Genomic DNA, 26,607 nt, shown 5'->3' with positions numbered 1-26,607 from the left:
GACCACTAATTGAAAAAAGCTATCATAGAAGGAACGGGTTGACAAGCGATTTCAGGTCACTTCAGGCGCCTGCCGCGTATCCGCGCAACGACCATCGCTCGACTGCCGGCTGTTATCCTCGCCGGTTCTCCACGACGACAACCACAGATCCAGAGCAGGGAATCTCCACTGAACACGAGCGGGACACTTTGGCGGAGTTCGCGGGGCACCTTTGCGTCGATAAAGATGTCCTTAACCTTCTTCTCTCCTGCCATACCGAGGGGAGTCATGCGGTCGCCGGGCCTCCATCCACGGACAAGCCAGGGAAACGGGGCCTGCTCCAGATCGAACCAGGACTCGGTAGCAGGAAGCTCACCCCACGGCAGAGGATCCGTGGCAATTTCGACAACGAGCTCCCCTCCGCCGGACAGCGGCCAGCAGCCGGGGCCGCCGATTCGCAGATCCTGAAGCGGAGGGATGTCAGTCGTTCTCCGGACAAAGGTAATCTCGTCGTAGGAGCGGGTTACCAGGGTTTCTTCCGGCAGATGGAGCCGGCCGGATGGATTCTCTGACAACACGAGACGATCTATCGCATCCACATGGTCAAAGCCTATCCGCGCGAGATCACCCTTGGCCAGCGCGATCGCCTTGCGGTACAGCCTGCGCCGAAGCCCGCGCGGCTCCCGGCGCAGGGCGTCGACGGCGCAGATCGCGCCACCCTGCTCCGTCACGTTAACATGCCGCGCCGATGCCTCTTCGACAAGCTGGCCCAGCAACGCTTCGTCATCGGCAAGCAATTCGGCTGTTCTGGCAAGCCGGGAAGCGGCGCCCGGGTTCAGTCGATCGAGATAGGGAACGAGTTCGTGCCGGATACGGTTACGCAGAAAGGCCACGTCGGTGTTGGTTCGATCCTGGCGGAACGCCAGTCCCCGTTCATCGAGATAGGCTTCGATTTCCTGCCGGTCAAGCACAAGGAGGGGTCTCACATAGTTCCCGCCAGCCCTGACGGGGCGCATGGCAGACAACCCCGGCCCCCCCGCCCCTCTAACGAGCCGCATGAGCAGCGTTTCCGCCTGGTCATCCGCATGGTGGGCCAGAGCAACGGTTCGGGCTCCCCAAGCAGCAGCAACGTCATCAAAAAATGCATACCTCGCCCGGCGTCCAGCATCTTCAAGGGACAGTCGTTCCCGCTCGGCCATCGCCTTTACCTGCTCGCCCCGGCTCACGAACGGCAGGGCGTATGCCTGAGCGCATTGCCCTGCGAACCGCTCATCCTCGTCAGATTCTGCTCCGCGCAGCTCATGGTTCAGGTGTGCGACAACCAACTCAAGCCGCAACTCCTTGAGGGCGGTGAGGATATCCAGCAGTGCAACCGAGTCGGCGCCGCCCGATACGGCCACGACAACCCTGTCGCCCGGACGGAACATCCCGTGTTCAGCGATAAACGCACGTACTTTTTTCAAAGCCGCATCAACCGGGGATAGTGCTTTCATAAACCGAATCTCGCGTCAAACCTGAACGTGAACACAAAACAAAAAACCCCTCCAAGCCGGAGGGGTTATCGTTAATGGTGGCGGTGCAGGGACTTGAACCCCGGACACTACGGATATGAGCCGTATGCTCTAACCAGCTGAGCTACACCGCCTTATGGTAGTAAAAGGCGAACCGCCAGCAAGCGATTCGCCTTTGTTTGTTTGGTTGCGGGGAGAGGATTTGAACCTCTGACCTTCGGGTTATGAGCCCGACGAGCTACCAGACTGCTCCACCCCGCGTCGTGAGAACCAATATGTACCACAGCTGATCCAAGGCTGTCAATCGCAAATTTTAACTTTAATCATTCCGGCACCAGAATCGCTCCCTTGCCAAGCATCTCGGCAAGATTGCTTGCGGCGGACTGGTCCAGCTTCCGGCCCACTCTGACGCGATACCAGGTACCCTTGCCGGAAATGGTCGATTCGGTGACATAGGCCGAATATCCCTTCTCAGCAAGCTTGGCCCTGATTGCGTCAGCATCCTTGCGCTCCTTGGAAGAGGCAACCTGAACAGAATAGGTCTCCTTCGCCGCAGATGCCGGCTGAGACGGCTGAGCCATTGCTTCAGGTGCGGTGTTCTTGGCCGAGGCACCCACTGCGGGTGACGGCTCGTCGTTGCGCCGCGCTTCCCCTCCCTTGCTTCGGGAGGATTGGGCGTGGGCTTCTGGGCTCCTCCCCCCTGTTCCTTGGCCGCAGGGGATACCGCAGGACTCTTCGGTGGCGCCTCATCCTTCCTAAGGTTGATGCCGCTCCCCAGAATGGCCTTTCCTCCCTTGGGCAGCGTCTCGTAGAACGTAAGCGAAGGCTCTCCCGCCGGGCGGGGAGGAGTGGACACCACAGGGGGATTTCCTTCACCGGGCTGGGCCTGGGCAGAGGGAGCCTTCGGCGTATCCGCATTCCGAAGAGGTGTCGACGGCGCTTCCATCTGCACGTCCCGGGGGGGGAGAAGAAAACGATCGACCAGCACGCCGAGGGCAAAGGAAATCAGTGCCACGAGCAGGAAGGCACACGCGAGGAGTCCTATCGGCTTTGATTTGGGACGGTTTTTACTGACCGTCTTTCGTTCGCGATAATCAAGAACCATCTGACCGCGCTCCGCTACATCTTCTCGGGAGCAGACACACCCAGAAGCCCGAGGCCGTTTCTGATCACGGTTGCCGTGCTGTGCAGCAGAAGCAGGCGCGCGCCGGTCAGGTCTGCATCTTCGGTAATGACCCGGTTCTTGTTATAGAACGAATGGAAAGCACCGGCCAGTTCCTGCAGGTAGTAGGTAATCCGGTGGGGTTCGAAATTGAGCGCGCTTCCTTCCACGATCTCGGGAAACGAGCTCAGCAGCTTCACGAGTGCCAGTTCCTCGGGAGTCCCCAGGCTTTCCAAGCTGGCCCGATCAACGGACGGCGGGACGATCCCCTTGTCGGCCGCGTTTTCGAAGATGCTGCAGATGCGCGCATGGGCATACTGCACATAGTAAACGGGATTTTCGAGGGTCTGCTGCTTGGCCAGATCGATATCGAACACCAACTGTGAATCGGGCTTGCGCATGAGGAAGAAGAACCGCGTGGCGTCACGGCCCACCTCGTCGATGAGATCGCGCAGGGTAACATAGCTTCCGGCCCGCTTGGAGATCTTCACCTCTTCGCCGCCACGCATGACCGTGACCATCTGGTGGAGAACGTACTCGGGCCAACCCGTGGGGATCCCCGCGTCAAGAGCCTGGAGCCCCGCCCTCACCCGGGTAATGGTACTGTGGTGGTCGGCACCCTGCTCGTTGACGACCCGGACGAATCCCCGTTCCCACTTGTTGAGATGGTAGGCCACGTCGGGCACGAAGTAGGTGTAGCTGCCGTCCGACTTGCGCATGACCCGGTCCTTGTCGTCGCCGAACTCGGTGGTCCTCAGCCAGAGAGCTCCGTCCTGCTCATAGGCATGGCCCTTGGCAACGATGCGCTGCACCACGTCGTCAACCCGCCCCTCGGCATAGAGGCTCGATTCGAGAAAGTAGACGTCGAATCCCACGTCGAATGCCCGCAGATCCTGGTCCTGCTCCCGCCGCAGATACGCGACGGCAAAGCGGCGGATCGCCTCCATGTCGTGGGGGTCTCCGGCCGCTGTCACGTGCTGGTCGCCGGCATCGACGGTCTCGCGGTTCAGGTAGGAGCGGGCCACGTCCTTGATATACTCGCCCTGGTAGCCGTCAGTGGGCCACGAGGGATCTCCCGGCTCGACACCGAGGCAGCGGGCCTGTACCGACAGCGCCAGGTTGGCGATCTGCTGGCCGGCATCGTTGTAGTAGAACTCGCGGGTCACATTCCAGCCGATTGCGGCAAGGAGACGGCAGATGGTGTCGCCGATGGCAGCGCCGCGACCGTGCCCGATATGCAGAGGCCCGGTGGGATTGGCGCTGACGAACTCCACCTGCACGTTCTTCCCTGCGCCGGTCCCGCTTTTGCCGTAGTCCCCGCCTTCGTGTTCGATTCTGCGAAGTACCCGGCACCAGGCACTGGTGCGCATTCTGAAATTGATGAAACCGGGGCCGGCAATGTCAACCGACTCGACCAGGGACTCCTGATCGTTCAGGTGGGAGATGATACTCTCGGCTATTGCCCGCGGCGCCTTTTTTTCCGCCTTGGCCATGAGCATGGCTGCGGTGCATGCGAAATCTCCGTGCTCTTCGAGGGCCGGCTTTTCAACCACAATATCGGGCACGTGGCCCGAGGCGAGGGTGCCGTCCGCGAAAGAGCGCTCAAGCGCCTCGCGCACCAGATCCCTGACCGCATCTTTCATGGAACCTTCCATCTGATTCATTTCGTCTCCTCATTGGGCTCTTCTTCCACGTCCTTGATGGAGACGTCTCTCGAAAAATCGGGACAACGGGCTCCGCCGTCGGTGACGCAGAATTTTTTGGCGCAATTAGCCCGCCAGGCGCAGACCGCGCAGGATTGTTTTCGCGTGGTACTCATGTTGACACTCCTGAACCGGAAACGTGCTAAGAGCCGAAAAGCCTAATGCTTCGCGCCAACAGCAGTGGATACCGGCTGCTGGGGCTTGGCATCGGGCCTGTCGGCCGCGGCGGGAAACTGGTACACTATTTCGTTCGGTCTCACGAGGCCGAAATCCTTGCGTGCGATGCTTTCGAGGTATCGCCTGTCGGATTTGAGAGCCTCGATCTCTCTTTTGAGCTTTTCGTTCTCGTCACGGACGACACCGACCTTTTGGCGAATCTGATCCCTTTCGTTGCTCAGATGATAGATCCGCAACAATCCCCGTTCACCAAACACGGTGAAATACAGGATAAAGAGTATGCACCCGGTCGGGATGAGATACATCCGCTTCCGCATGATTTCCTCCGTACTGCTATCCGGTCGGGGTCAGGCCGGCAAAGTACTCGATGGTTTGTGCAAGCCCCTCGTCAAGGGATACGCGAGGCTCCCAGCCAAGGATCGTCCGGGCCAGGGTGATGTCGGGCTGACGCTGGCGAGGATCGTCGGAAGGGAGCGGCCGATAGATGATCTGCGAGGACGAACCGGTCATCGCGATGATCCGCCGGGCAAACTCGATAATGGGTGTCTCTTCCGGGTTTCCAAGATTTACGGGCCCACAGAACTGATCATGCTCCATGAGCGTCACGAGCCCGTCCAGCAGGTCGTCCACGTAGCAGAATGAGCGGGTCTGGCTGCCGTCGCCGTACACGGTGAGGTCTTCTCCCCGGAGGGCCTGCACCACGAAATTGGAAACCACTCGCCCATCGTGTTCTGCCATGCGCGGGCCATAGGTATTGAAGATGCGGGCGATCCGGATGTCGACCCCGTTCTGGCGGTGGTAGTCTATCATGAGGGTTTCCGCCACCCGCTTTCCCTCGTCGTAACAGCTCCGGATGCCGATGGGGTTCACGTTTCCCCAGTAGGTTTCGGGCTGGGGATGAACCGTGGGATCGCCATAAACCTCCGAAGTGGATGCCTGGAGGATGCGCGCCCTGACGCGCTTGGCAAGCCCCAGCATGTTGATGGTTCCCATCACGCTGGTCTTGATGGTCTTAACCGGATTGTACTGGTAGTGAACGGGCGACGCAGGGCACGCCAGGTTGTAAATCCGGTCCACTTCCAGCAGGATCGGCTCGATGATATCGTGACGGATGACCTCGAAACGATGAAAATCCATCAGCCGGTCGATATTGCGTTTCGATCCGGTGAAAAAGTTGTCGAGGCAGAGCACGTCGTGCCCCTGCCCCAGAAGCAGTTCGCACAGATGAGAACCGATGAATCCGGCGCCGCCGGTTACCAGGATGCGCATCAATCGCTCTATTTCTCCACGAAGCCGGAGCCGTTGCGGCCGATTCCGTGGTAAACGAAGCCCATTTCCTTCAGGCGGTGCGGATTGTAAAGATTGCGCCCATCAAAAATGACCGGCGTTTTGAGCTGTTCGGCGATCCGTTCGAAATCGGGGTTGCGATACTCGTTCCACTCGGTAACGATGGCGAGTGCATCGGCACCGGCAAGGATGTCGTAGGGACTGGAACTGCTGTAGAGGATGCGATCACCGAAAATTTTTTGCGCCTCCCTGACCGCCTCGGGGTCATGGGCGCGGACCGAGGCACCCTCCGCCAGCAGCCGCTCGATCACGACAATCGAAGGCGCCTCGCGCATGTCGTCGGTACGCGGCTTGAATGACAGACCCCACACGGCAATGGTCTTGCCGGCGAGAGGACGTGACGCTCCCGCCCCATCTCCGGAAAAGTGCCGGAGGATCTTCTCGGGGATGAGCATCTTTTGCCGCTCATTCACCTCCTCAACCGCCTTGAGAAGCATGAAATCATAGCCGCACTCCTCCGCGGTCCGAACCAGGGCCTTCACGTCCTTGGGAAAGCATGATCCGCCGTAGCCCGCGCCGGGATACAGAAAATCGTAGCCAATGCGCGAATCTGACCCGATACCTTCCCGGACCGCGGAGACATCGGCACCCATCCGTTCGCAGAGGTTGGCAATCTGATTCATGAAGGAAATTCGCGTAGCGAGCATGGCATTGGCGGCATACTTGGTCATCTCGGCACTACGCACGTCCATCAGGATCATGCGGTCGGTCTTGCGCATGAAGGGGGAGTAGAGCTCCTTCATCAGCTCGGCGGTCCGCACGTTGTCAACGCCGATGACGACACGGTCGGGCTTCATGAAGTCGTCAATGGCCGCTCCCTCCTTGAGAAACTCGGGATTGGACACCACGTCGAACTCATAGTTGACGCCGCGGCGGGTCAGCTCCTCCTGTACGACGCGCCGCACCTGGTCCGCCGTGCCGACCGGGACGGTGGACTTGTCGACGATGATCTTGAACCCCTCCATGTGGCTCCCGATGGCGCGAGCCACGTCGAGCACGTACTTGAGGTCGGCGGAGCCGTCTTCACCTGGCGGGGTGCCCACTGCTATGAAGTTCACCAGAGACGCCTTCACCGCAGCGGCGAGATCGGTGGTGAAGGTAAGCCGCCCCTCTGCGCTGTTGCGGATCACCATCTCCTTGAGCCCCGGCTCGTAGATGGGAATGACACCCTCCCGGAGGCCGGCTATTTTCTCTTCATTTACATCCACGCAGACAACGGTATTGCCGCTTTCGGCAAAGCAGGTTCCGGCAACGAGCCCCACATAGCCGGTGCCAATGACGCAGATTTTCATGAACGCCCTCCAGACGGAAACATCAGCAGATTTTTATAGCACGGAAACCCCGGTCACTGCCAGAGATTTCCGTACCCAGGCAGTGTCACGGGGGCGGGGACCGTCGTGGACTTTTACCCATGTTCGGCTACCATTATGGTCAGAGCAGGAGAAAGGAGGCCGATCATGAACAGATCGTTCCGGTTGGTGATGATGGTCCTTGCCTGTGCCGTCCTGGCGGCATGCACGCGGGTTCTCAGCGACGAGGCACGGCGCCTGGTGGATCCGACCGTAACCTTTGCGGGACTGAAGGCGAATCCAGACGCCTTTCTGGGGAAATTCGTCATGCTTGGCGGGGTCATAGTCGATACGAAAAACAGCAGGGATGGAGGACAAATCGAGGTAATGCAGGTCGGTCTCGACGAAAGCGGCATTCCCGGCGACACCTTCCGCTCGGAAGGACGATTTCTGGCCATCTCCGCACAGTTCCTCGATGCGGTGATCTTCAAACCGGGGCGTCTGGTGACCCTGGTGGGAGAGATCAAGGGCAAAAAGGTGCAGCCCCTTGACGAAGTGGACTACAGCTACCCGGTGGTTGCCATCAAGGAGATCCATGTCTGGAAGAGCCAGGACTACGAGAGTGGATATCCCTATCCGACGCCGGCGCCCTATTACTACTACGATCCCTACTGGTACGGATTCTGGCCCGGCCCTTACTGGCACCGCCCGCTCGGTCCCGTCTACCGCAGGTGGTGAGCACCCTCTCCCGCGTCGAATCAAGATGGGGCGGTCTTTGCGACCGCCCCATCCGTGTCCCCCCTATCGGCCCAGCATCATCTCCATGAGCCTGAACCCGTCCTCGACCATCAGGCCGGCTGATCGCGCCGACTCTTCGTCGTAGCCGGCCACGCCGGCGTTCTCCGAGGTTTCGCCGCTGAAGAGGATGAACGGCACCGGAGCATCGGTGTGGGTCTTGAGCCGCAACGGCGTCGGGTGATCCGGCGTGCAGAGGATTCGGTACGATCCGAACTTCTCCATGCCCGCCATGATGGGACCCACGACCCGGGCATCGAAATCTTCGATGGCCTTCAGCTTGTGCTCCAGGTTGCCGCAGTGGCCCGCCTCGTCCGGGGCTTCCACGTGGAGGTAGACGTAATCGTGTGCTTCAAGCGCCTCAAGTGCGGCAGCTACCTTTCCCTCGTAATTGGTATCGATATAGCCGGTGGCCCCTTCAACCTTGATCACGTCCAGACCGGCGCACACGCCGATGCCGCGCACCAGGTCCACCGCGGAAATGACGGCGCCGGCAAGGCCGAACTTTTCGCGGAAAGACGCCATCCGGGGCGCCTTGCCATGCCCCCAGAGCCAGATGGAGTTTGCGGGAACCTTTCCCTCTTCGAGCCGGCGCCGGTACTGGGGATGATTGTTGAGCACGAGCTGCGAGGAGTTCATGAGCTCTATCAGCCGATCCGCCCCCTCCCCCTTTGGCAGGTGCTCGAGGATGCTCTGCCCGGAAATATCGTGAGGAGGAACCACGGTCATGCCGCTCTTCCCATTGCGCCAGACCATGAGATGACGGTAGCCGACCCCGGGATAAAACTGGAATTCCTCCGTGCCCATTACGTCCTGGATCGCCTCGATGAGCTCCCGGCCCTCGGCCGTGGAAATGTGGCCGGCCGAATAATCATTCATGACGAGCGTACCGCGGGTCGGCGCCAGGTTCACCAGATTCACGCGAAAAGCAACGTCGGCGGGGCCCAGTTCCACGCCCATGCTGGCCGCTTCCAGGGGCGAACGCCCGGTGTAGCAGGCGCGGGGGTCATAGCCGAACACCGAAAGGTTAGCCACATCGCTGCCCGGGGGATACCCCTTTGGCACGGTACGGGCGAGGCCGATTTTGCCCCGGCGTGCCATGGCATCCATATGGGGAGTCCGTGCCGCCTGGAGCGGCGTTTTCCCGCCCAGTTCCGGCATCGGCTCGTCGGACATGCCATCTCCGAGTAACACAATGTACTTCATGTCAGTTCCTTTCATCACAGGATCAGGATTTCACTTCACGTTACCATCTCCACACCCTGACCGGCATTTCAGCCGCGCGGGTGAAATTGCTCGTGCAGACGCTTCAGCCGCTCGCGGGTAACATGGGTATAAATCTGGGTTGTTGAGAGATCCGCATGGCCGAGCATGGCTTGCACGCTCCGCAGGTCCGCTCCGTTTTCGAGCAGATGGGTGGCGAACGAGTGCCTGAGCGTGTGGGGCGAAATTCCCTTCAGAATGCCGGCCTGCCTTGAGCGTTTCTTTAGTATATTCCAAAAAGCCTGACGAGTCATCCGTTCACCGAGCCTGCTGAGGAAAAGAAAGAGGCTCTCCCCGCCCCGGCCCAGTTGCGTCCTGGCCGAGGAAAGATAGAGCGCTACGGCGGCACAGGCCGCCTCGCCCATGGGGACCAGCCGTTCCTTCCCCCCTTTGCCCACGGCCATGAGGTAACCGGCCGAGGTGTTCACATCCCTCGTGCGCAGACCCACCAGTTCGGAAACCCGGAGGCCCGTCGCGTAGAGCAGCTCCAGCATGGCTCGGTCCCGCACCTCGATGGGGGCATTGCCGGCCGGCGCGGCCAGAAGCATCTCCACCTCCCGGCCGGTCAGGACCTGGGGCAGCTTGGCCAGAACGCGGGGCGCCTCGATGATGCTGGTGGGATTGGTTTCGGCATATCCTTCCACCAGCAGGAAGCGGTGAAACATCCGTACTGCGGACAGGGCGCGGGCGCGGCTCCTGGCGCCGAGTCCCGACTCCTTGAGGTGCGCCAGGAAATCCGCCACATGAAGCGGGCGGACAGCGGCAGGATCAGCTCCCGCGTGCTGCTCGACATAAGCCAGATAACGGTTCAGGTCCCTGGCATAGGACTCCACCGAATTGCGGGCAAGCCCCTTCTCGACCACCAGATAGCCAAGAAAAAGGTCCAGGTGCTGGTTCATTCAGCCAACTCAACCGCGGCCAGGAGTTTTTCCCTGATCTCCTCCAGCCGCTCGGCACTGGTGATCTTGTGGCCGAAGATATCCTTCACGTAAAAGACGTCCGCCACCTGGTCCACCTTGGTGGAGATCTTGGCAATGCCGATGTAGAGACCCAGGTCCGTGAGCGTGCTCGTCATCCGGTAAAGCAGCCCGATCTTGTCGTGGGTATAGACATCGATGACGGTGTAGTCCGACGACACCTCGTTGTCGATATCAACCCGCGAGGGAAAGCGGGGCTTGGGCCGCTCCGTCAGAAGCGTCGGCCTCTGGCGTTTGGCCACCAGGGAAGCCACCCGGATCTTTCCGGTCAGAATCTGGCGCAGGTCTCCATCGACCCGGTTCCAGCGGCGCTCCTCGGTTATGATGAACCCCTGCGGCGAATTGACCTGAAGGATATCGAGGACTTTACCGTTGGAGCTGGTGTGTATCTGGGCCCCGAGGATATTGATGCCATTGGCTGCCATGACCCCGGTAATCATGGAAAACAGGCCGGGGATGTCCCAGGTGCAGATGGAATAGGTCGAATAACCGCCTTCCTGCACGTGCGTCACCTGCGTGAGGACGCCGCCCGGTTCCAGGGCATGGAGGATCTTCACGTGCTCGGCAATGACGGGCGCAGGATTGGACAAAATATGGCGGATGGTCATGGCGCGCAGCTCTTCCCTGACCGCGGCGGCGGGATACTCGTCGCCCAGAAGCTCGACCACCTTCCGCTTGACCTTCTTTACCCGCTCGCTGTGCGCTTCAAGCCTGAAATCGCCCCGTTCGAGGACGTTAAAGGCTTTCTCGTACAACTCCTGAAGGAGCCTCGCCTTCCATTCCGTCCAGACATCCGTGCCCACCGCCCTGATGTCGGCATAGGTCAGCAGGTAGAGCATCTTCAGGTTTTCGCTCTTTTCCATCTGGCGGGCAAATTGGACGATCATCTTCTCGTCGTGGAGGTCGCGACGCTGGGCAATGTGAGCGAAGAGCAGATGCTGCCGCACAAGAAACTCCAGGCGCCCGCTGTCCTCCTTTGAGAGCCCCATGCGCCGGGCAATGGTGGGCATCATGGCCGCACCCTTTTCCGCGTGGCCGCCACCCTCGCCCTTGCCGATATCGTGGAACAGAACCGCGAGAAGGAGCAGCTCCCGCTTGTCTACCTGGCGCACCAGCGAGGTAAGCAGTGGCAGATCCTTTTCGTGCTCGCCCCGCAGCAGCTTGACGATCTCTTCCACCGCAAAGAGCGAATGCATGTCGACCGTGTAGATATGGTAGAGATCGTGCTGGACCTTGCAGTAAATGTGGCCGAATTCGGGAATGAAGTGGTTGAGGAACTCAAGATGATGCATCAGGCGGAGCGTTTCGGGCACCCCCTTGTCACTGCGGAGGATGGCGAAGAACGACTGGTTCACCTCCCGGCTGCGCCGGAACTTGTCATTGACCAGATGGAGATTCTTCCGTATCAGCGACTTGACGCCAACGCTGATTTCCACGCCGTGCTTCTGGGCATACTCGAAGATCTTCATGAGCCGGGCAGGCTCTTTCTCGACTACCGATTCATCGGGGATGACAAGCTCCCCCTTGAGAATGTAAAACCCGTCACCAATGGGACGGCGAGTAAAGTACCCCAGAATCCTGAAGGCCCCTTCCTCCTTCCTCATGCAGCGGGCAATGAGTGATGAGGCCAGGTGTTCAACCCGATTGGCGTGCAGGTAGTAATCACGCATGAACTCTTCGACGGCGAGGGTGCGCGCCGAATCCTCGTAGCCGAAAAACGCTGCGAGTTCCGTCTGAGCCTCAAAGGTGAGCTGGTCGTTCTTGCGGCCTGCGAGAAAATGGAGCTCGTTCCTGACGCGCCAGAGATAGGAGAGCGCCTCATGGTAGGAGGCCAGCTCATCCTCGGACAGAACCCCCTTCACCACCAGTTCCTTGGGGTCCTTCACCTTGTACTTGATCTTCATGACCCACAGGGCCGTATGAAGATCCCGCAGGCCCCCTTCGCTCTCCTTCACGTTGGGTTCCAGGAGATAGACCGATGAGCCGTATTTCTCCCTCCGCTTACGCAGTTCCGCCACCTTGTCCCGGATGAACGAATCACTCTTCTTTGCCAGGATCTGGGTCAGCATCACCTTCTCGAACTCGCGGAAAAAAACCCGGCTACCCGCCAGCACCCGGGAGTCCAGAAGTGCCGTCCGCACGGTCAGATCCGAGCTGGCCATGTCCACGCAATCCTGCAGCGTGCGGACGGAGTATCCCACATCCAGGCGCATGTCCCACAGGAAATAGAGGAGCTTCTGAGCGATATCCTCCACCCGCGCGGCATCCTTGCCGCCATAGAGGAACATCAGGTCGATGTCCGAATGGGGATTCAGTTCGCCGCGCCCATAGCCGCCAATGGCCGTGAGCGTCAGGTGCTCGCGGCCCCGTCCCGGCTGGGCCACGTCCCGCGTGATGCTCCTGAAAAGCTTGCGGATGAGGGTATCGGTCATGGCGGTGATATGCTTCACCACCGTCGTGCCGGCCGCCCCGCCACGGTGGATGGCCTTGATCTCCTCGCGGTAATGGGTGAGGAAGTGCTTGCTGGCGGCAAGGTAGAGCGGTCGTTTTTCCTCAAAGGATGCCCGGCCGGCGTCGCCGCTCTCCTGGAAGGTGTCGGGGAAGTATCGGTCAATGTCGAATTGCATATCACCTCGATGAATATAGGGTGCGTGTTCCGACTGCCGCTTACTTGAGGCTGGAAATGTATGCCTTGATTCCCTCCAGGACGCCTTCGGCGGCTCGTTCCTGATAAGAGGAATCCCTGAGGCGCTCTTCTTCGGCCTCGTTGCTGATGAATGCTGTTTCCACCAGGATGCTCGGCATGGTGGCACCCACCAGCACGTAGAACGGCCCCTGCTTGACCCCCAGGTTTTTGGTGGACGGATAATGTCCCTGGAGCTTGCGGTAGAGAGCCTTCTGGACCTCCTCGGCCAGATGAGCTGAGTCGTTGAGCTTGTAGTTGGCCATGAGGTCGAAGAGGATCGCCTGGAGGAGACTTACCTTTTCCAAGGACGTGCCGTTCTCGCGGGCCGCCAGTTGCGCGGCCTTCTCGGTCTTGGCCAGGTTGAGATAGTAGGTCTCGATGCCCGATGCGCCGCGATTGAGCGAGGCATTGGCATGAATGGACACAAAGAGGTCGGCGTTCACCTTGTTGGCGATGGCAGTTCGCTCCTCCAGGGGGATGAAGACGTCGGTGGAACGGGTCATGACCACATCAATCCCGAGCTCGTCACGGAGTTTTTCCGCCAGGTTGAGCCCGATGGCCAGCACTACGTTCTTCTCCTGGGTACCATGGGCGCCCACAGCGCCCGGGTCGTGGCCGCCGTGGCCGGGATCCACCACAATGCGCCTGATTTTGCCCGGTTTGAACCGTGCTCCCGCACGGGGCTTATCTTCCCTCGGCTCGATCTTCTTCGGCTCGGCCGCCACTGCCGGGGCCGGCTGGATTTGCTCCGTGAGACGGCTGATCTCCAGGGGACGCACCCCCTTCACGTCAATGATGATCCGGAAGGGATCCGATAGGGGGAATACCTTGTAATCCTTCACATTCTCGACATCGAGCACCACTCGTACCACATCAGCGCGGTACTGACCCACCCGGGCGGTCTTCAGCAAGCCGTCGCCGACCGAGAGATCCTTCACGCCGGGACCGAGGCGCGAAGCGTTCAGGTCGATGTAGATACGGGAAGGATTCGCGTCGGACACGTGCTGCTTGATCTGGTTGGATTCAAACCGCACCTCCCGGTCCAGTGTTATGACGACCCGCGTGTAATCGGGGTTCGACCAGTAGCGGACATCTGTTATCAAAGCCAGTGCCTCGCCAGCCGCTGCGCCGTTGCTCTCCGCGGGCTTGGCGGTCCCGGCCCCGCCGGGGGCAGATTTTCGCGTCTCAGCTCCCCCTGTCTTTTTCGTCGTGGTCACCCTGGCCGCGGAAGTCTTCTTTCGTGCCGCCTCCTTGGTGACCGTACCCTTTTTCGAGGCGGTCCCTTCCTTTGCGTGAATATCCGCAACAAAGAGCAGGCTCCAGGACATCAGCACCAACAAAAAACCATATGTCAGCGTGCTTCGCATCACGACCTCAGACCATCCTTTTCAACTCGTCCAGAATATTGAGCGCTTCAAGGGGGGTAAGGGCTGCAATATTCAAACCAGCAATCCGCCGGCGCAGCAGGTCATCACCCTGGTCGAAGAGGGACATCTGCGGCGACGGTTTTGGCGTTCCGGCCCTTTTACCCCGGGCGATACGCGGTATGCCCCCCTCGGCATACTCTCCCTTTTCGAGGTTGTGGAGAATCTCTTTGGCCCGCTCGATGACCTCCTGCGGAAGTCCGGCCAGGCGGGCCACCTGGATGCCGTAGGAGTGGGAGGCCCCTCCCTCGACGATCTTGCGGAGAAAGATTACCTGATCGTTCCACTCCTTCACCGCAACGTTGCAGTTCTTTACCCTGCTGCGCGTCACCGCAAGCTCGGTCAGCTCGTGGTAGTGGGTGGCAAAGAGGGTCTTTGCCGCGCACCGCTCCGTGTCGTGCAGATACTCGGCCACGGCCCAGGCAATGGAAACCCCGTCAAAGGTAGAAGTTCCCCGGCCGATCTCATCGAGCACGACCAGGCTGCGCGGCGTTGCATTGCGCAGAATCGCCGCGGTCTCCATCATCTCGACCATGAAGGTCGATTGGCCCCGCGCCAGGTTGTCCGACGCGCCAACCCGGGTGAAGATGCGGTCGACCACGCCGATGCGGGCTTCGTCGGCGGGCACGAAGGACCCTGTCTGGGCCATGAGAACGATCAGGGCCACCTGGCGCATGAAGGTCGATTTACCGGCCATGTTGGGGCCGGTGATAATGACCAGTTGGTTTTCCCCGTTGTCGAGCTGCACATCATTGGCAACGAACCGCTCGGACCGGTTCAGGGCCTCCACCACGGGATGGCGGCCGCCGGTGACAAGGATGGCGTCCCCTTCGTCCACCGTGGGCCTGACATAGCGATGGTCGTGGGCCACATCGGCCAGGGCCGCCAGCACGTCCAGGGCCGCAAGCCGGTCCGCGGTGCGGGCGATCCGCTCCCCCTGGGCCGCCACCCGCTGGCGGATCTCCTGGAAGAGCGCGTATTCCAGCTCCACGATCCTGTCTTCGGCCCCGAGCACCTTTTCCTCGTACTCCTTCAACTCCGGCGTGATGAAACGCTCGGCATTGGCCAGGGTCTGGCGCCGGATGTAGTCGTCAGGGATGGCCGACAGGTTCGACTTGGTCACCTCGATGTAGTAACCGAACACCTTATTGTAGCGGACCTTGAGCGAAGAAACACCGGTGCGCGCCTTTTCCTGGGCTTCCAGGCGGGCAATGAACCCCTTCCCTTCCCGGCTGATGCTGCGCAGTTCGTCAAGCTCAGGGTGGTACCCTTGCGCAATGATCCCCCCTCACGGAGAACAAAGGGAGGATCGGGCACGATGCCACGGCCGATGAGTTCCTCCACGTCAGCGAGGGGATCGATCCCGTCCCGCAGCCTGGCCAGGAGCGTTGAGGCTGACGGCGCCAGGAGGGCGAGAAGCGCCGGCAACCGTACCAGGGAAGCGCGCAGGGCAACCAGATCCTTGGCAGAAGCAGAAGCGAGGCTGATCCGTCCGTTGAGCCGCTCCAGGTCATAGACGCCATCAAGGGCTGCCCGGATTCCCTGCCTGAACTCGGCATCAGCGGTCAACTCCTCGACCGCATTAAGCCGTTCGTTTATTTTTTCAATAGATACAAGAGGATAATTAATCCACTGCTTAAGCTTTCTCCCCCCCATGGCCGTCACGGTCCGGTCCAGCAAACCGAGGAGAGAGCCGCGCCGCTTCCCATCGCCGAGGGTGGCGTTCAACTCCAGGTTGCGCCGGGAGGATTCGTCCAGCACCAGGAACTCCTGGGTTCGGTAGGCCAGAAGGTGGCTGATGTGGCGAACGTCCCCCTTCTGGGTCTGCTGCAGATAGTGGAGCACCGCGGCAACGGCCCGGAGGCCGCAGTCCATGCCGCCGCACCCAGCCGCCTCCGCGGAGGCGACCCCGAAATGATTGCGCACCATCCGCTCGGCATACTCGGCATCGTACACCCATTCGTCAATATAGCTGAGCATCCGCCCCGCCGCCAGGTCCGGGCGCTCATTCCCCGCCCCGCCGTCCCTGAACGAGAGTGGCATCAGGATTTCACGGGGGTTGACGCAGGCCACCTCCGCCCACGCGGCATCGGCGGAATCGGTTTCGGTTACGCGGAAATCACCGGTGGAGAGATCGAGGTAGGCAACGCCCCAGCGGGCCGTGCCGGGGAAAAGTGACAACAGATAATTGTTCTCCTTGGGAGAAAGGCTCTCGGCGTCGATCACCAGGCCGGGAGTAACCACCTTGACCACTTCCCGCTTAACGATCCCCTTGACGCTTTTGGGGTCCTCAACCTGTTCGCAGATGGCAACCTTCTCGCCCGCCTCGACCAGCTTGGCGATATACGGTGCCGCTGAATGAAAAGGGACGCCGCAGAGGGGAATGTCAGCACCGTCGCCCCCCTTGTTGCGCGAGGTCAGGGTGATGTCAAGGATGCGCGACGCCTTGACCGCATCGTCAAGGAACATCTCGTAGAAATCGCCCAGACGAAAAAAGAGGATTGCGTCCGGGTGATCGGCCTTGATCTCCAGATATTGGCGCATCATGGGAGTAAGTTCGGACATGGGAAAACCTTGCTGCTGGTGGAATTGATGGGGCATCGTAGCAGAAAAAGCCGTCCGTTGCAAAACCGAAACCCCCTTTATCATCAGGTTCCACGGCCGGTCCCTAGCCAAAAGCAAAAAAGGGGCTAGCATGAGCTAGCCCCTTTTGCATATTGGAGGCGGCGACCGGATTTGAACCGGTGAATAAAGGTTTTGCAGACCTTTGCCTTACCACTTGGCGACGCCGCCGATCATCGAATCGGACTTTGGTTTATACCGGTTTTGTCACCTCCTGTCAACGCCAAAAATGGCATCGATGAGCCAGCCAGGGCCCTCTCCGGGATGCCGGCTTGACAGGCAGCAGCTTTGCGTGAAAAAATGCACCCCCATCGGGGGCGTTTCAAACGTCAAACGAAAACGGCACCATAGAGAAAGGGAAACGGATCATGGCTGAACACACGACATGCAGTTGCGGAGAAAAACATCAGGGGCATCTCTGTGTCCTCAAGAGCAAGGGACTCATGGACGAGGTAAAACACCTGACATCGTCCCCCACGGTATCCTGCTTCATGTGCGGCGCCGAGGCAAACTCGGCCGACAATGTCTGCGAACCGGTACAGTTGGATAAATAGCACCCGCTAGCGGGCGATGACCTTGGTGAACTTGACGAGATAGTCGACACCGGACCAGATGGTGATGATGGTGGCGATCCAGAGGTAGAACATCCCCACGTTATGCATGTTGACGTAAAGATAGGGATGATCGATGCCGAAGAACCAGTGGTAATCGAAGTGGAGCAGAATGCCGAGGATGGCCACGATCTGGAAGATGGTCTTGAATTTACCCAGATCACTGGCCGGGATGACGATCCCCTCGGTGGAGGCGATGCCGCGCAGGCCCGTAATGATGATTTCTCTGCCGAGGATGACCAGCACCATCCATGCGGGGATTCTACCAAAGGGAAGAACCATGATCAGGGCAGCCATTACCATCAGCTTGTCGGCAATGGGATCGAGAAACTTGCCGAATACCGTAACGATCTCCATCTTGCGCGCCAGGTAGCCGTCCAACCAGTCGGTGACCGAGGCGATGGCAAAGACCGCAGCCGCCCAGAAGCCCGCCTCTTTCGAGGGAGAAAGCAACAGTACTGCCATGACCGGAATCAGGGCGATCCGGACAAGGGTGAGGATATTGGGCAGGTTCCAGATGGGGCTGGCGGTTTCGGGGGCCATTGGTTGTCTCAATTCGTCTGATAGGATTTCTGGTAGCTGAGCACCCGGTCAATATAGGTGCGGGTTTCCTGGTACGGGGGGACGCCTCCGTACTGGGCCACCCGCGACATGCCGGCATTGTATGCGGCCAGGGCCAGAGCCACATCCCCCTTGAAGGTGTCCAGAAGGAAGCGGAGATAGCGCACCCCCCCCTTGATGTTCTCCTTGGGATCGAAGGAGTTGGCAACCTTCAGGTCCTTGGCCGTTTTCGGCATCAACTGCATCAGGCCGCTGGCCCCCTTGGGGGACAGGGCATTGGGGTTGTAGCCCGATTCGGCGTGAATCACCGCTTTCACCAGAGAACGGTCGACACCGTATTCAAGGGCACACTGATCGATGATCGGCTCGAACTCCCTGGGGTCGCGGACGCAGTTCGCCAACCGGAAGGTGGTCCGGAGCTTCTTGTCGCGCTTGATGTCGCGCATGAACACCTTAAAGCGTTTATCGGTGGGGGCATCAGTGAAATGGACAACCCCATCTTCGTCCTCGTAACGGTAGATGTCGGCCAGGGCCGGTGCGATTCCTGCAGAACAGATCATCGCCACTGCCAGCACCACGATCGTGAACGTCTTTGTCATTACTCCTCCACAGCGGATATGGCATGCACCGCTGCGTAAAGCCATTCAAAATATAGACCAACGCGCTCACCAATGCAACCCCAAGGGAGCCACACATCGTCCAAGCGCCCAAAATACCTTGACAAACCACAGACGGGGGAGAATAATCGCCCAGTTATGCCGTTTACACACTAGCCCCGCAGCTACCTTTCCCTTTCCCTTCTAGGAGACAAGCAATGAAGATCGAGAGCGATTTTCTGGTCATCGGCAGCGGAATCGCCGGACTTTCCTTCGCGCTCCAGGCAGCGCGTCATGGAACCGTCGCCATAGTGACAAAACGCGAAGTAACCGAGTCGGCAACCAACTATGCCCAAGGTGGGATCGCATCGGTTTTTTCCCAGGACGACACTTTTGACGCCCACGTGGAAGATACTCTGGTCGCAGGCGCGGGCATCTGCCATGAAGACGTGGTCAGGATGGTGGTGGAGGAAGGCCCGAAGGTCATCCGGAACCTGATCGAATGGGGAGTGCAGTTTACCCGCAGCGGCGAAGCCTTCGACCTGACCCGCGAGGGTGGGCACAGCCAGCGGCGCATCCTGCACGCCGACGACGTCACCGGCCGCGAAATCGAGCGGGCGCTGGTGGTGGCGGCCCGGGAAAACCCAAACATCCGCATTTACGAACACCATATCGCCATCGACCTCATCACCGAGGCGAAAGTGACCCGCAAGCGGGTGGCCCCCAACCGCTGCCTCGGCGCCCATGTTCTCGGCATCGAAGACAATGTCGTGAGAACGTTCGCCGCCAAGATCACCCTGCTTGCCACCGGCGGGGCGGGCAAGGTCTATCTCTACACCTGCAATCCCGACGTGGCAACCGGCGACGGCGTCGCCATGGCCTACCGGGCCGGCGCCACCATCGCCAATATGGAGTTCATGCAGTTCCACCCCACCACTCTTTACCATCCCCACGCAAAATCGTTCCTCATATCCGAGGCGGTGCGTGGTGAAGGGGCGATCCTGCGGCGCCGCGACGGCACCGCGTTCATGGAAAAATATCACAAGCTCAAGGACCTTGCCCCCCGTGACATCGTGGCGCGGGCCATCGACAACGAGATGAAGACCCACGGTGATGACTGCGTCTTCCTCGACATCACCCACAAGGACCCCGAGTACGTCAGAAACCGCTTCCCCAATATCTACCAGACCTGCCTCGAATTCGGGCTCGACATGACAAAGGATCCGCTCCCGGTGGTTCCCGCAGCCCACTATCTCTGCGGCGGGGTTGCCGTGGATGCCAACGGCGAAACCGATATCCGCTACCTCTATGCCATCGGCGAAGCCGCCTTCACCGGCCTGCACGGGGCAAACCGCCTGGCGAGCAACTCCCTGCTTGAGGCCGCGGTCTATGCCGGACGCGCCTTTCAGCACGCAGTGGAGGAGTTGCGGCAGAACCACTTCGAGTTCCCGGTCATCCCCGGATGGGATTCAGGCACTGCCACGGACAGTGACGAAATGGTGGTCGTCTCCCAGAACTGGGATGAAATACGGCGCTTCATGTGGAATTACGTGGGGATCGTCCGCTCCGACAAGCGGCTGGAGCGCGCCCTGCGGCGCATCCGCCTCATCCAGGAGGAAATCGAGGACTACTACTGGAACTTCACCGTCACTTCCGACCTGATCGAGCTGCGCAACATCGCCACCGTGGCCGAGCTCATCGTCAAATGCGCGCTCCAGCGCAAAGAGTCCCGGGGACTTCACTACACCATCAACTACCCGGAACGCGACGACATCCACTGCAGACACGATTCCTTCATCAAGAAGCAATTCTGAGGCGGCAATGACCATTGACCAGATTCGCCAAGAAATCGACCGGCTGGACAGCGAATTGCTCAGGATCTTCAACCGGCGGGCAGGGCTTGCCCTGGAGATCGGCGCCATCAAGAAGGACAAGGGGTTGCCGGTCTATGACCCGACACGGGAAAAAAAGATCTTCGATCGGATGCAGCGGGAAAACTCCGGTCCCCTGGACGACGGCGCCATCGTGCGGCTTTTCGAACGGGTCATCGACGAATCGCGGCGCCTGGAGCGGATCATGACGCACCGCGGGGAATCCGACGGCAGGAAGGAGCCATAATGCTCATCATCATGAAAAAAAGCGCCGATGAAGAGGCGCTCGTGAACATAAAGGAATATCTGATCAACCGCAACTTCGACATCCACCAGTCCACCGGCGCCAACCGGACCATCATCGGCGTCATCGGCGACACGGAAACCCTGGACGCCCCCACCCTGGAGCGGATGCCCGGCGTTCTGCAGGTAGTCAGGATATCCAAGGAAGAGTAGACTTAATAGACCGCAACCGCCGCGTAGGCAACCACCTGCCTGTTGTCCCCCGTCACATCGCCACTGGTTCCGTACCTGACCAGTTCCGCCCGGGACGCGCCGAGCTCCCGGGCCGCCACCAGCATGACCGTTGACGGGATCACACCGCACATGGTTATGCCCCGTTGCCGGCACACCTTCAACAGCCCTTCGGCGTCCAGCGCCAGCACGCACGAAAGCGCGGCCTCGTCCTTGAGCCGGGCGCTCTCCGCCGACTCGTAATGGGTCATGTCTGAGCTCGCCACGATCAGGACCTCTTCGCCATAGGCGGCAATTGCCCGGGCCAGACCCTCCCCCACCTGGCGACACCAGCCATACCCGCCGCCTCCCAGGCACATCGGCACAATGGCAACGTCACTGTTGAGATAGCGCAGGAACGGCACCTGCACCTCCAGCGAATGTTCGAAGCGGTGGGCAATCGCATCGAGCTCCACCTGGGGCACCTGTTCGAGAACAAGCGAGGAAAGCCGCTGCTCGATCGGAACCTCTCCCAGGGGCGACAACCATGCTCCGTCGGGATAGAGCGAGGCGACAGCGCCAAGGCATGGTGTTGGGGCCAAGAATGACAACGGTGCGGGGGATGGCAATCGAGCCGTAGACGGCGCCGGCAATGGCACCGGAGTAGATGTAGCCGGCGTGGGGGGCGATGATGCCGGTTGCGCGGCGCGGCGCGGGAACGGGCCGGATCAGGCGGCCGAGTTCCTCCTCGAGCTTGCGGGGGTCATCGGTATAGAACTGTCCGGCCACTGCTGGTTGACGTACCATGGCATCCTCCTTGGCACCCGTGACCCCGCGCCGCCCCCTGTGGCAACGCATCGACATATAACATATACCACACTTACTACTCTCTGCCCTCTTCCGGAGGGGCTGCCAGCGGCAGTTCCTCCTGCTGCTCGAATGCCGCGGACTCGGAAAGTTCGCGGATCTCCTTAAGTGACGGCAGGCTCTTCAGGTCCCTCAGGGCAAACAGTTCGAGAAATTCGCGGGTGGTGCCGTAGATGAGAGGTTTTCCGGGAATATCGCGCTTGCCGAGAATCTTGATGAGCTTCTTCTCCAGCAGGGTCTTCAGCACTCCTCCCGAATCGACCCCGCGCAGGTATTCGATTTCGGCTCGGGTGACCGGCTGACGGTAGGCGATGATGGCCAGTGTCTCCAGAGCAGACTGGCTGAACCGGGCTGGCCGGGCCTTGGTGAGCCGCCGGATCACATCCCCATTGCCGGCGGGAGTCCGGAATTGGAATCCGCCACCCACCTCAGCCAGGACAATACCCCGGCCCTCTCCGCCATAGCGTTCCAGCAGGCGATCAAGAGCCTCGCGGATAGCGGCCCGGTCAAACTCTTCCAGCAGCGAGCAGAGACGATCCAGAGACAGCGGTGTCTCTGAAACGAAAAGCAGGCTTTCCACAAGGGACTCAAGCCGGTGCATCAGTCAACTCCCCGGCGGCATCCGCCGAATCCGGCACCGCCGGCGCGATCCAGATGGAGCCGTAGCGGCTCGCCTGTACGACCCGCACCATCTTCAGCTTGCACAACTCAAGCACGGCGAGAAAGGTCGCGATGAAAAAGTCCCTGTTGAATCCCTCGGGGAAAAGATCGTCAAACAGGAGCGACTCCTTGCCCTCCAGAGCGGTGAGGATATCGTTGATCCTCTCGGCAATGGTGATCGATTCGGAGCCCACTTCATGAAAGCTCTCCTGGGAAACCCGGTCGAGAACCCGCCGGAATGCCTCGATCAGTTCGAACAGCTCCACCTCTGCCGGCTCCTCCTCATGGGCCGGTTCAAGCTCATCCCCCGCTACGGCCCGCACATGCACGTCGCGGCCGAGCAACTCCCGTTCGGACAGGGTGAGCGCGGCCTCCTTGTACCGCTGGTATTCCAGCAACCTGCGCACCAGCTCCGCCCGCGGGTCGGCCTCTTCATCCTCTGTGCCGGACTCATCTTCGGGCGCCGGCAAGAGCATCCGCGACTTGATCTGGATCAGGGTGGAGGCCATGACGATGAAATCGCCGGCCACCTCCAGGTTGAGCTCCTTCATCATGCGTATGTACTCAAGGTACTGGCGCGTGATGGTGGATACCGGGATATCGTAGATATCCACCTCGTTCTTCTTGATGAGGTGCAGGAGAAGATCCAGAGGGCCTTCGAACACCTCGAGCCTGACCGTGTAGGGCGAAGCGGCTCCTTCAAGGCCGAGCGTGAGGGTTTCCCCTTCGCTCATAGTCTGATGGCGTCCCGGACATCGGTCATGGTCATGGTTGCCTCGCGGGCCGCCCGATCGCTTCCTTCGGCCAGAATCTCGTCCACCAGTTCCGGACGGGCCGCCAGTTCCACGCGCTTGGCCCGGAACGGCGCCAGGGTCTCCACCAGATGACGGGCAAGGATCTTCTTGCAGTCCACGCAACCAATCGTTGCACCGCGGCAGGCTTCGACGATTTCGGCCCGTTCGTCGTCAGGGACGTAGAGACGGTGAAGGTTGAAGGCCACGCACCGGTCCGGCTCGCCCGGATCGCTGCGGCGGACCCGCTGGGTGTCGGTCACCATGGACATGATCTTTTTGCTGGTCTCTTCGGCCGTCTCGGAGAGATAGATGGAATTGCCGTACGACTTGCTCATCTTCCGGCCGTCGAGCCCGAGCACCTTGGGGGTTTCCGTGAGGAGCGCCGCAGGCTCGGGGAAAACTTCACGGTAGAGGTAGTTGAAACGGCGGGCGATTTCGCGGGTTATCTCCAGGTGGGGGAGCTGGTCGTGTCCCACCGGCACCTTTCCCGCCCGGTAGAGGATGATGTCCGCCGCCATGAGGACCGGATAGCCGAGGAAGCCAAAGGTGGAAAGATCCTTGGCATCGAGGTTGTCCTGCATCTCCTTGAAGGTGGGATTGCGCTCGAGCCACGACACGGGCGTGATCATGGAGAGGATCAGGTTGAGTTCCGCATGCTGGGGCACGAGGCTCTGGCGGAAGATCACGCTCTTGGCAGGATCGACCCCGAAGGCAAGCCAGTCGATAACCATTTCGCGGATGTTGTCGCGGATCGCGCCGGTGTTGTCGTACTCGGTGGTAAGGGAATGCCAGTCAGCGGCAAAGAAGAAACATTCGTACTCCTCTTGAAGATCCCGCCAGTTTGCCAGCACCCCGTGAAAATGGCCGAGGTGAAGCTTGCCGGTCGGTCTCATGCCGCTTACTATCCGCTTGTTGCTCATTGCAGGCTCCTTGCCGGCACGGGACAACGGGGGATCATCGCTTTGCCCCCGGGTCCGCGCACCCGTTATCTCATCAGAAAATGCGTGACACTGTACACCAGACCGCTCTGGGGACCGGCAAGGATGCTGATGCCCAGATCCACCACTGGAGAGATGACTTTTGCAAATATGTTGGTGAAAAAAACCAGCACAATGATGACGATCATGCCGTAGGGCTCGAACCGCGCCAGGAGCTCGGCCTGGCGGTGGGGCAGAAGCCCCACGGCCACGCGGCCGCCGTCCAGGGGAGGCACCGGAATCAGATTGAAAATGCCCAGGAGCAGGTTGATGTAGACCGAAAAGGCGAGCATCAGCACGATCGGATCCAGGGCCATCTGAAGGGCTGAACTATCAGGCAGCATGCTGCCTGCCGCGGCCAGCCCGCGCATGGCCATGGCCGAGAGGAAGGCCAACGCGAAGTTGGTAATGGGCCCGGCGCCCGCAACCCAGACCATGTCACGCTTCGGATTGCGCAGGTTGCCGAAATTGACCGGCACCGGCTTGGCCCAGCCGATACCGACGATGAAAACCATGAGGGTGCCGAAGAGGTCCAAGTGCTTGAGGGGATTCAGCGTGAGCCGGCCCATGTAACGGGCCGTCCGGTCGCCGAGGCGGTCAGCGACAAAGCCATGGGAGACTTCATGGCAGGTGATGGCCATGAGTGCCGGCACGAGCATGATGGAGAGCTTGAGAAAGAAATTTTCCATGAATGGGGCTTTTTCACCTCGTAAAATCGGTCATTTCTAACAGATATGGGACAGAAAGTCAACGAAGCAGCCTGATCCGCCGGTGCAAAAAAGAAAGGCGGGATTGCTCCCGCCTTTCGCTTGCCGCAGATGCTGCCCCCTCAACTAGACGTCGTAGTAGAGAGCGAACTCGAGGGGAACCGGGCGCATCCGGACCTGGTTGACCTCGGCTTCCATCTTGTACTCGATCCACTTCTCGATTACGTCGGGAGTAAAGACGTCACCCTTGAGAAGAAACTCGTGATCGGCCTCCAGGGCCTTGAGGGCATCTTCGAGGCTTCCCGGAGCGGACGGGATGTCCTTGAGCTCCTCGGGAGAAAGCCCGTAGATATCCTTGTCCAGCGGCTGGCCCGGATCGATCTTGTTCTCGATGCCGTCAAGGCCGGCCATCAGCATGGCGGCAAAGGCCAGGTAACCGTTGCAGGAGGGATCCGGAGTCCGGTACTCGATCCGCTTGGCCTTCGGGTTGGTGGACATCATGGGAATCCGGATGGAGGCGGAGCGGTTACGGCTGGAGTAAGCCATGTTAACCGGAGCTTCGAAACCCGGCACCAGACGCTTGTACGAGTTGGTGGTCGGGTTGGTCAGGGCGCACAGGGCCTTGGCGTGCTTGATGATACCACCGATGTACCAGAGGGCCATCTGGGAAAGCCCACCGTACTTGTCGCCGGCAAAGAGGTTCTGGCCGTCCTTCCAGATGGACATGTGGCAGTGCATGCCGGAGCCGTTGTCACCATAGAGCGGCTTGGGCATGAAGGTAACGGTCTTGCCGTTGCGGTAGGCAACGTTCTTGATGACATACTTGAACCACTGGAGCTGGTCGGCGATGTCGACGAGGGAGGAGAACCGCATGTCGATTTCGGCCTGGCCGCCGGAGGCAACCTCGTGATGCTGGCACTCGACCCGGATGCCGACCTTCTGGAGCTCCATGACCATCTCGTTGCGGAGGTCGTTCTGGGAATCGGTGGGGGAAACCGGGAAATAACCTTCCTTGTGGCGCGGCTTGTAGCCCAGGTTGGGGAACTCTTCACGACCGGTGTTCCAGGCACCCTCCACCGAATCGACCACATAGAACGACTGGTTGGCTGATGAGTCGTACCGGACGTCGTCGAAAATGAAGAACTCGGCCTCGGGGCCGAAGAAAGCGGTGTCGCCAATGCCGGTCGACTTCAGGTACGCCTCGGCCTTACGGGCGATGTTGCGCGGGTCGCGGGTATAATCTTCCTTGGTGATCGGATCGAAAACGTTGCAGATGAGGGAAAGGGTCGGCACGGCGATGAACGGATCCATCTTGGCCGTTGCAGGGTCCGGCAGGAGGATCATGTCGGACGCGTGGATGGGTTGCCAGCCGCGGATGGAGGAACCGTCGAAGCCCTGACCCTCCTCAAAGGTATCTTCGCCGAACTCCGAAATGGGCACGGATACGTGTTGCCAGATACCCACGAAGTCCATGAATTTGTAATCGACCATCAGCGCGCCGTTCTCTTTGGCGAAGCTTACTACCTCTTGTGGCGTCATTTACACAATCTCCTTTCGAAAACAGATAGAATAGGA

Annotated in this window: 22 protein-coding genes, 3 tRNA genes and 3 pseudogenes; 5 read left to right on the top strand and 23 right to left on the bottom strand. The window is 60.1% G+C overall.

All coding sequences use genetic code 11. The features are described from left to right. Window positions 1–56: 56 nt before the first annotated feature. The 9 genes and pseudogenes from A2G06_07860 to A2G06_07820 all read right to left on the bottom strand — a co-directional run bounded on the left by A2G06_07860 (window position 57) and on the right by A2G06_07820 (window position 7,171). Window positions 57–1,472, bottom strand: coding sequence for a tRNA(Ile)-lysidine synthetase (locus tag A2G06_07860; protein ANA40233.1), 1,416 nt, complete (start codon window positions 1,470–1,472; stop codon window positions 57–59). 75 nt (window positions 1,473–1,547) lie between these two features. Continuing rightward, window positions 1,548–1,624 (bottom strand) — tRNA-Met (locus A2G06_07855). Between the two features lie 50 nt (window positions 1,625–1,674). Beyond that, window positions 1,675–1,751: transfer RNA gene (locus A2G06_07850), tRNA-Met, on the bottom strand. A 62-nt stretch (window positions 1,752–1,813) separates the two neighbouring features. Then, window positions 1,814–2,595: pseudogene (locus A2G06_07845) on the bottom strand (SPOR domain-containing protein). Between the two features lie 14 nt (window positions 2,596–2,609). Continuing rightward, window positions 2,610–4,295 carry an arginine--tRNA ligase gene (gene argS / locus A2G06_07840; GenBank protein ID ANA41630.1) on the bottom strand — a complete coding sequence of 562 codons (1,686 nt, stop codon included), beginning with the start codon at window positions 4,293–4,295 and terminating at the stop codon, window positions 2,610–2,612. 17 nt (window positions 4,296–4,312) lie between these two features. Continuing rightward, entirely contained in the window at window positions 4,313–4,471 is a 159-nt protein-coding gene (locus A2G06_07835) for a hypothetical protein (GenBank protein ID ANA40232.1), read from the bottom strand. A 42-nt stretch (window positions 4,472–4,513) separates the two neighbouring features. Beyond that, window positions 4,514–4,849, bottom strand: coding sequence for a septum formation initiator (locus A2G06_07830; protein ANA40231.1), 336 nt, complete (start codon window positions 4,847–4,849; stop codon window positions 4,514–4,516). 16 nt (window positions 4,850–4,865) lie between these two features. Continuing rightward, complete coding sequence (locus A2G06_07825; GenBank protein ANA40230.1) at window positions 4,866–5,801, bottom strand: NAD-dependent dehydratase; 936 nt, start codon at window positions 5,799–5,801, stop codon at window positions 4,866–4,868. Window positions 5,802–5,809: 8 nt separating this feature from the next. Further along, on the bottom strand, window positions 5,810–7,171 hold the full coding sequence (locus A2G06_07820) for a UDP-glucose 6-dehydrogenase (protein ID ANA40229.1): 1,362 nt from the start codon (window positions 7,169–7,171) through the stop codon (window positions 5,810–5,812). Window positions 7,172–7,336: 165 nt separating this feature from the next. Here A2G06_07820 and A2G06_07815 point away from each other — a divergent pair, with 165 nt between their 5' ends. Continuing rightward, complete coding sequence (locus A2G06_07815) at window positions 7,337–7,906, top strand: hypothetical protein (GenBank protein ID ANA40228.1); 570 nt, start codon at window positions 7,337–7,339, stop codon at window positions 7,904–7,906. Between the two features lie 63 nt (window positions 7,907–7,969). Here A2G06_07815 and A2G06_07810 read toward each other — a convergent pair whose 3' ends face one another. From A2G06_07810 to A2G06_07785, 6 genes and pseudogenes are all read right to left on the bottom strand, one after another. After that, window positions 7,970–9,169: a phosphoglycerate mutase gene (locus tag A2G06_07810; protein ID ANA40227.1), complete on the bottom strand. Its 1,200-nt coding sequence runs from the start codon at window positions 9,167–9,169 to the stop codon at window positions 7,970–7,972. Window positions 9,170–9,237: 68 nt separating this feature from the next. Continuing rightward, window positions 9,238–10,125 carry a site-specific tyrosine recombinase XerD gene (locus tag A2G06_07805; protein ANA40226.1) on the bottom strand — a complete coding sequence of 296 codons (888 nt, stop codon included), beginning with the start codon at window positions 10,123–10,125 and terminating at the stop codon, window positions 9,238–9,240. Next, window positions 10,122–12,830, bottom strand: a complete 2,709-nt coding sequence (locus tag A2G06_07800) for a bifunctional uridylyltransferase/uridylyl-removing protein (GenBank protein ID ANA40225.1) — start codon at window positions 12,828–12,830, stop codon at window positions 10,122–10,124. Before A2G06_07800 ends, A2G06_07805 begins: the two co-directional genes overlap by 4 nt. Window positions 12,831–12,870: 40 nt before the next feature. Then, complete coding sequence (locus A2G06_07795) at window positions 12,871–14,259, bottom strand: N-acetylmuramoyl-L-alanine amidase (protein ID ANA40224.1); 1,389 nt, start codon at window positions 14,257–14,259, stop codon at window positions 12,871–12,873. A gap of 4 nt (window positions 14,260–14,263) precedes the next feature. Continuing rightward, a pseudogene (locus tag A2G06_07790) lies at window positions 14,264–16,878 on the bottom strand (DNA mismatch repair protein MutS). Window positions 16,879–17,031: 153 nt separating this feature from the next. Next, window positions 17,032–17,106 (bottom strand) — tRNA-Cys (locus A2G06_07785). A gap of 197 nt (window positions 17,107–17,303) precedes the next feature. Here A2G06_07785 and A2G06_07780 point away from each other — a divergent pair. Beyond that, window positions 17,304–17,489 (top strand): hypothetical protein, encoded by a 186-nt coding sequence (locus A2G06_07780; GenBank protein ANA40223.1) that lies wholly within the window; start codon window positions 17,304–17,306, stop codon window positions 17,487–17,489. Window positions 17,490–17,495: 6 nt separating this feature from the next. Here A2G06_07780 and A2G06_07775 read toward each other — a convergent pair whose 3' ends face one another. Continuing rightward, the gene (locus tag A2G06_07775; protein ID ANA40222.1) at window positions 17,496–18,089 is read right to left on the bottom strand and encodes a CDP-diacylglycerol--glycerol-3-phosphate 3-phosphatidyltransferase; all 594 of its coding nucleotides are present in this window, start codon (window positions 18,087–18,089) and stop codon (window positions 17,496–17,498) included. Between the two features lie 8 nt (window positions 18,090–18,097). Continuing rightward, window positions 18,098–18,706 carry a lytic transglycosylase gene (locus tag A2G06_07770; GenBank protein ANA40221.1) on the bottom strand — a complete coding sequence of 203 codons (609 nt, stop codon included), beginning with the start codon at window positions 18,704–18,706 and terminating at the stop codon, window positions 18,098–18,100. A gap of 215 nt (window positions 18,707–18,921) precedes the next feature. Between A2G06_07770 and A2G06_07765 the strand changes: the two genes are divergently transcribed. From A2G06_07765 to A2G06_07755, 3 genes are read left to right on the top strand one after another with little or no spacing between them, the layout of a single operon-like run. Then, window positions 18,922–20,517, top strand: coding sequence for an L-aspartate oxidase (locus A2G06_07765; GenBank protein ID ANA40220.1), 1,596 nt, complete (start codon window positions 18,922–18,924; stop codon window positions 20,515–20,517). Between the two features lie 7 nt (window positions 20,518–20,524). Further along, window positions 20,525–20,821 (top strand): chorismate mutase, encoded by a 297-nt coding sequence (locus A2G06_07760; GenBank protein ID ANA40219.1) that lies wholly within the window; start codon window positions 20,525–20,527, stop codon window positions 20,819–20,821. Further along, a complete protein-coding gene (locus tag A2G06_07755; GenBank protein ANA40218.1) occupies window positions 20,821–21,030 on the top strand; it encodes a hypothetical protein in 210 nt (69 codons plus the stop codon). Before A2G06_07760 ends, A2G06_07755 begins: the two co-directional genes overlap by 1 nt. Before the next feature lie 2 nt (window positions 21,031–21,032). Here the strand turns inward: A2G06_07755 and A2G06_07750 are convergent. The 6 genes and pseudogenes from A2G06_07750 to glnA form a co-directional block, all read right to left on the bottom strand. Further along, a pseudogene (locus A2G06_07750) lies at window positions 21,033–21,834 on the bottom strand (extradiol dioxygenase). A gap of 76 nt (window positions 21,835–21,910) precedes the next feature. Beyond that, entirely contained in the window at window positions 21,911–22,495 is a 585-nt protein-coding gene (locus A2G06_07745) for an SMC-Scp complex subunit ScpB (GenBank protein ANA40217.1), read from the bottom strand. Continuing rightward, entirely contained in the window at window positions 22,482–23,288 is an 807-nt protein-coding gene (locus A2G06_07740) for a chromosome segregation protein ScpA (protein ANA40216.1), read from the bottom strand. The genes A2G06_07745 and A2G06_07740 overlap by 14 nt, the downstream gene beginning before the upstream one ends. Next, window positions 23,285–24,268, bottom strand: a complete 984-nt coding sequence (locus tag A2G06_07735; GenBank protein ID ANA40215.1) for a tryptophan--tRNA ligase — start codon at window positions 24,266–24,268, stop codon at window positions 23,285–23,287. Before A2G06_07735 ends, A2G06_07740 begins: the two co-directional genes overlap by 4 nt. Window positions 24,269–24,333: 65 nt before the next feature. After that, on the bottom strand, window positions 24,334–25,014 hold the full coding sequence (locus A2G06_07730) for a peptidase (GenBank protein ANA40214.1): 681 nt from the start codon (window positions 25,012–25,014) through the stop codon (window positions 24,334–24,336). 144 nt (window positions 25,015–25,158) lie between these two features. Next, the gene (gene glnA, locus A2G06_07725; protein ANA40213.1) at window positions 25,159–26,571 is read right to left on the bottom strand and encodes a glutamine synthetase; all 1,413 of its coding nucleotides are present in this window, start codon (window positions 26,569–26,571) and stop codon (window positions 25,159–25,161) included. Window positions 26,572–26,607 lie beyond the last annotated feature (36 nt).

This window comes from Geobacter anodireducens (genome assembly GCA_001628815.1).
GTDB classification, from domain to species: domain Bacteria; phylum Desulfobacterota; class Desulfuromonadia; order Geobacterales; family Geobacteraceae; genus Geobacter; species Geobacter anodireducens.
The sequence above is the reverse complement of the archived record's forward strand: the minus strand, read 5'-3'. Positions and strand labels throughout refer to the sequence as shown.